This is a genomic window from Thermoanaerobaculia bacterium (assembly GCA_035260525.1).
GTDB lineage: Bacteria > Acidobacteriota > Thermoanaerobaculia > UBA5066 > DATFVB01 > DATFVB01.
This window is the reverse complement of record DATFVB010000181.1, coordinates 1-4,880: the sequence shown is the minus strand read 5'-3', so window position 1 is coordinate 4,880 and position 4,880 is coordinate 1. Positions and strand designations below refer to the sequence as shown.

The window sequence follows — 4,880 nt, the reverse complement described above, 5'->3', positions numbered from 1 at the left end:
TAGCCGCCGTACTCCGCGCCGGCGTCGATCAGCACGAGATCGCCGGGCGAGATCGTGCGGTCGTTTCGGACGTAGTGGAGGGTCGTGGCGTTGCGCCCCGAGCCGACGATCGACGGGTAGGCGGGGCCCGCCGCGCCGCGGCGGCGGAACTCGTATTCGAGGACCGCTTCGACTTCCCACTCGCCCGCCCCGGGGCGGACGGCCTCCGCCGCGCTTGCGTGCGCCTGCGCCGTGATCGCGGCCGCGGTCTCGAGCGCCCGAATCTCGCTCTCCTCCTTCCGAAGCCTCATCTCGGCGAGGATCGAGGCGGGATCGACGAGCTCTGGATTCGGTCCGCGCTTGCGAAGCGCCGAAAGCCTCCCCCACCACGCGTCGAGGCGAGGGTCGCGGCCGAGCGGGACGGCCAGACGGTCCGCGCTCGCGAGAGTATCCGAGAGAAAGTCGTCGAGGCGGTCGAGCGGCCACGCGGTGGCGCCGTAGCGTTTCGCTCCTTCCATCCCCTCCCGGTCGCCGTCCCATGCCTCGCGCGACGGGTCGCGCGGAAGGACGAAGAGGTGGAAGGCTCCCCGGTCGAACACCGCGACGGCGTCCGGCTCCGGGTAGCCGGTGAGATACAGGAAGTCGGAGTCCTGCCGGAAGCGGAAGGCGGTGTCGCGGGACCGGTAGGCGACTCGCGCAGCCGGCACGACGGCGGGCGTGCCGTCGAGGAGCTCGGCGAAACGGGCGCGCCGGGCGGCGTGGTCGTGCGTCGGCGGTGTCACGAGCCGGCCATCATACAATCGCCGCGTGCGCCTCGATCACCGCGTCGCCGCCGAACACGCTCTCTCGCGGCGCAAGGCGCGCGACTACGTCGAGACGGGGCGTGTCGATGTCGACGGGACGACCTGCCGCGAGCCCGGCCGCGAGATCGGCGAGAGCGCCGGCGTCACCCTCGACGTCAACCGGCCGGCCGTCGGGAACGTCCGCACGAAGCTCGCCGTCCTCCACGAGGACCCGCACCTGATCGTCGTCGACAAGCCGGCCGGGCTGCTCACGCTTCCGACCGAAGCGCGCGAGAAGGACACTCTGCTCGGGCGGGTCAACGCCTATCTGCAGCACCGGTACCGGAAGCGGCCGTACGTCGGCGTCGTTCACCGCCTCGACAAGGAAACCTCCGGCGCGGTCGTGTTCGCGCGGTCGCGTGAGACGCTCCGCGCGCTGCAGGAGCTCTTCCGCCGCCACGACGTCGAACGCGAGTACGTCGCGATCGTGGAGGGCCGGGTCGAGAAGGATTCCGGAACGATCGGTCTCGACCTCGTCCGCGACGCGGGCGATCGCCGCCGGGGGACCGCCCGCGGCGGCAAGACGGGGCTCCGGGCCGTCACTCACTACCGCATGCTGCAGCCGATGGCGAACGCCACGCTCCTCGCGCTCCGACTCGAGACCGGGCGGACCCACCAGATCCGCGTGCACCTGGCCGCCATCGGCCATCCGGTCGTCGGCGACACGGTGTACCGCCCGAAGCGCCAGCCCGGCCCCGCCCTCGAAGCGCGGCGCCAGATGCTCCACGCGCGGACGCTGGGATTGCGCCACCCGCAAACCGGGGAGCGAATGCTCGTCTCGAGCGAACCGCCGGCGGACTTCCGCGAACGCCTCGCGGCGCTCTCGAAGGGGCCCGCGCCGGCCCGGCCGCGTTCGCCGGCCGTCCGCGGACGACCGGAGCACAGCGGCGAAAGGAAAGGGAGCGAATCGCCCGAACGGGCCGGCGCCGGCGCCTCTCGCGGCTCGATGCATCCGCCTTCAAGGAGCCTTCGGCGCGACAGGTCGCCGCGCCCGCCCGAGCGCGATTCGGGAAAAACCTTTTCGGTTCCAGCCCTCGACGAGGCGCGAGGCGCGAGCCCGACGGGACGCGGGTCGCCCGCGCCGGCAGTGGTTGGTGACCCAGGCGCTCCGGGCCCTTCGCATCGCGGAAAGCTTCCGACCGAAGTAACCGAGGCGAAAGCTCCGCGATGCGGGAGCGGGAGCGGGAGCGTCGGCGAGGGGGTGGCGGCGGGGCCGTCGAGTCGCTCGTTCGACGAGCGGCGCCGCCGCCACGCGCTCCCGTCCCCCGAGCCAGCTCCCGCGACGGTCACGCGCCCGTCCGGCTCGATGCATCGCCGCGCCGGCTCTTCCGTGGCACAATCGCGGACGGAGGTAGACCATGTCGGAATCGACCCCAGTGGCGGCTCACGAAACCGCCCCGCGCGCTCCTCGCGCAAGAACCCGCACGGCGGCTCGCCGCAAAACCGCCCCGCGCAAAAAATCGGCCTCCCGCCGGAGGTCCGCTCCGAGCGGCCTCCCCGCTCTCCTGAACCGGCTTTCCGCCCAGGCATCGAAGGCCGGCGCGGCGATCGCCGCCGGCGCCGCCGGTAGCCAGGATTCCGCCCGGGCCGCGCTCGCCAAAGCCCGAGGCGCGTCGCAGCGGGCGGTCCGCGCCTCGGTCCGGGAATGGAAGAAGCTCGACACGCCGAGAAAAGTCGAGTTCGTCGCCGCGCTCCTCTCCGCCCTGGCGGCGGCCTCGGGAGCGGTCGCCGTCGCCCGTAAAAGAAAATAGTCGCGAGTCGGAACCCCGGCGACGACTCGCGACCCGGGACTGAAAGCCTCGCGACTCCCGACGGGTCGACTCGCGATGCGGCGCGGGCGGCGTCGCGCCTCAGCGCGCCGCGTCGACGATCTGCCGGAACTGCGCCTTCGTGCCGCGGCCGGCCGCCGTCGCAACCGGTTTCCCGCGGCGGTCGCAGGCGATCGTGTGCGGCAGCTCCCGTTCCCATTTCGGGTCGACGGCGTCGATGAACTTCGCGGGGTCGTCCGCTTCCTCGAGAGAGCACGGAAACGGGACGGCGAGGATCGCGAGGCGGAGCGTCACGGGTCAAAAATTCTACTTCCTGCGTCGAAGCGCTCTTCCGGCTATCGACACGTCCGGAAGGGGGCGTGGCAGCCATCTTGCTGCCCTCTTCCGGTGCGCGGCCGGGCCGCGCTTTCCAAAAAGGGGGTATCCATGACCGGGAAGATCGAAGGACGGAAGGTCGCGATCCTCGCGACGGAAGGGTTCGAGCAGTCGGAGCTCCTGGAGCCCAGGAGGGCGCTCGAGGACGCGGGGGCGAAGACGCGCGTCGTGTCGCCGATGCCGGGCGAGATCCGCGGATGGAAGAAGGACGACTGGGGGAAGAAAGTCGACGTCGACCTCGCGCTGGACGAGGCCGACGCCGCGGAGTTCGACGCGCTGCTCCTTCCCGGCGGCGTCATGAATCCCGACAGGCTGCGGATGGACCCGCGGGCGGTTGCGTTCGTGAAGAGCTTTGTCGATTCCGGGAAGCCGATCGCGGCGATCTGCCACGGGCCCTGGACGCTGATCGAGGCCGGCGCGGCGAGCGGCCGGAGAATGACTTCCTGGCCCTCGCTCCGGACCGACCTGCGCAACGCCGGGGCCGAGTGGGTCGACGAGGAGGTCGTCGTCGACAACGGGCTGATCACGAGCCGGAAGCCGGACGACATCCCCGCGTTCAACCGGAAAATGATCGAGGAGTTCGCCGAGGGGCGGCACGCCCGCGCGGCGACGGAGCCGGCGTTCATCCGCGCGTAAGGCGTGCGGGCACAACTCTTGCTGTTTTCCTCCGCCGAGAGGGGGAAAGCACCATGCTGCTGACGATTGCCATCATTCTTTTCATCGCCTGGATCCTGGGGTTCTTCGCGTTCCACGTGACCGCGGGTCTGATTCACCTGCTGCTCGTTCTCGCGGTGATCGCGTTCGTCGTGAACCTGTTCACGGGGCGCCGCTCCGTCGTCTGATCGAGGCCACGCCGGTTCCGAGACGGGGGCGGCCGGTCCTCCGGTCGCCTCTTTTTCGTGCGCGTGCCCTCTGACGGAGAATCGGGCCATGAAGCTCGAGTTCTTCGGCACGCGCGGGTACGTCGAAGAGTCCTCCCCGTCCCACACGGGGCACTCGGCGTTCGTGGTCGAGGCGAAGGGATTCCGGCTGCTGTGCGACTTCGGCGAGAACCGTCTCGGTCTCCTCGAAAAGATCGCTCCGGACGCGATCGTCGTCTCCCACGCCCATCCGGACCATTCCTGGGGGCTGCGCGAAGGACCGCGCGCCCCCGTCTACGCCTCGGCCGTCACCCAGGAGATCCTCGCCGCCCTCCCGATCGACAAGCGGGTGACGGTCGCTCCCGGCCGGCGGAGGAAGATCGGACCTTTCTCCCTGACGCTCTTCCCCGTCGTCCACTCCGTCCGATGCCCCTGCACGGCGGTCCGATTGGAGGCTGGCGGGAAGACATTGCTCTACTCCGGAGACGTCGTGAGCTTTCCCGAACCGGACCGCGCGTTCCCGCGCGTGGCGCTCTACGTCGGCGACGGATCGACGCTCACGGGGTCGCTCGTCCGCCGGCACAAGAGCGGAGAGCTGATCGGGCACACGACGATCCGCGCCCAGCTCGGCTGGCTCGCCCGATACGGCGTGCCGCGGGCGGTCTTTTCCCACTTCGGCAAGGGCCCGATCGAGATGGGAGACGAGGCGCTGCGCGCGCGCGTGGCGCTACTCGCTCGCGAAAAAGCGCCGGAGTGCGACGTCGCGGTCGCGACCGACGGAGCCACCTTCGAGCTGTAGCGCGGCGATCCTCCTTCGCTCCGGCGAGATTCGGAGAATTGTCCGTAAGATCCGCCGCAGTCTTGCGCAGGTGGATGCATTTCGTCGTTTCGCTCCTCGCAATGACCAAAGGGGTTGCTAACAGTCGCCGCGTTCTTCAGTGACACCGCCGACGAGGCGCGGTGAGGCGCGAGCCCGGCGGGATGCGGGCCGCCGGCCGGACGCTAAGGCGTACCGAAAGCGTACGTCGTGCGGCCGGCCGGCGGCACGCGCCCGC

Annotated in this window: 6 protein-coding genes; 4 read left to right on the top strand and 2 right to left on the bottom strand. The window is 70.7% G+C overall.

The genetic code is table 11. From position 1 onward, the window contains the following. Window positions 1-761, bottom strand: a 761-nt coding sequence (locus VKH46_08985) for an aminopeptidase P N-terminal domain-containing protein (protein ID HKB70964.1), incomplete at its 3' end; no start/stop codon positions are given. A gap of 25 nt (window positions 762-786) precedes the next feature. On the opposite strand from VKH46_08985, the gene VKH46_08980 reads away from it, so the two are divergent. After that, window positions 787-2,391: an RluA family pseudouridine synthase gene (locus VKH46_08980; protein HKB70963.1), complete on the top strand. Its 1,605-nt coding sequence runs from the start codon at window positions 787-789 to the stop codon at window positions 2,389-2,391. A 280-nt stretch (window positions 2,392-2,671) separates the two neighbouring features. Here the strand turns inward: VKH46_08980 and VKH46_08975 are convergent, their stop codons facing one another. After that, window positions 2,672-2,884, bottom strand: coding sequence for a hypothetical protein (locus VKH46_08975; GenBank protein HKB70962.1), 213 nt, complete (start codon window positions 2,882-2,884; stop codon window positions 2,672-2,674). 132 nt (window positions 2,885-3,016) lie between these two features. Here VKH46_08975 and VKH46_08970 point away from each other — a divergent pair, with 132 nt between their 5' ends. The 3 genes from VKH46_08970 to VKH46_08960 all read left to right on the top strand — a co-directional run bounded on the left by VKH46_08970 (window position 3,017) and on the right by VKH46_08960 (window position 4,624). Beyond that, complete coding sequence (locus tag VKH46_08970) at window positions 3,017-3,601, top strand: type 1 glutamine amidotransferase domain-containing protein (GenBank protein HKB70961.1); 585 nt, start codon at window positions 3,017-3,019, stop codon at window positions 3,599-3,601. Between the two features lie 53 nt (window positions 3,602-3,654). After that, the gene (locus tag VKH46_08965; GenBank protein HKB70960.1) at window positions 3,655-3,807 is read left to right on the top strand and encodes a lmo0937 family membrane protein; all 153 of its coding nucleotides are present in this window, start codon (window positions 3,655-3,657) and stop codon (window positions 3,805-3,807) included. An 88-nt stretch (window positions 3,808-3,895) separates the two neighbouring features. Continuing rightward, on the top strand, window positions 3,896-4,624 hold the full coding sequence (locus VKH46_08960) for an MBL fold metallo-hydrolase (protein HKB70959.1): 729 nt from the start codon (window positions 3,896-3,898) through the stop codon (window positions 4,622-4,624). Window positions 4,625-4,880: the final 256 nt, after the last annotated feature.

Excerpts from the sequence above, each read along its gene's own strand:
- VKH46_08960 (HKB70959.1), top strand. The coding sequence starts at position 3,896 with ATGAAGCTCGAGTTCTTCGGCACGCGCGGGTACGTCGAAGAGTCCTCC.
- VKH46_08965 (HKB70960.1), top strand. The coding sequence starts at position 3,655 with ATGCTGCTGACGATTGCCATCATTCTTTTCATCGCCTGGATCCTGGGG.
- VKH46_08970 (HKB70961.1), top strand. The coding sequence starts at position 3,017 with ATGACCGGGAAGATCGAAGGACGGAAGGTCGCGATCCTCGCGACGGAA.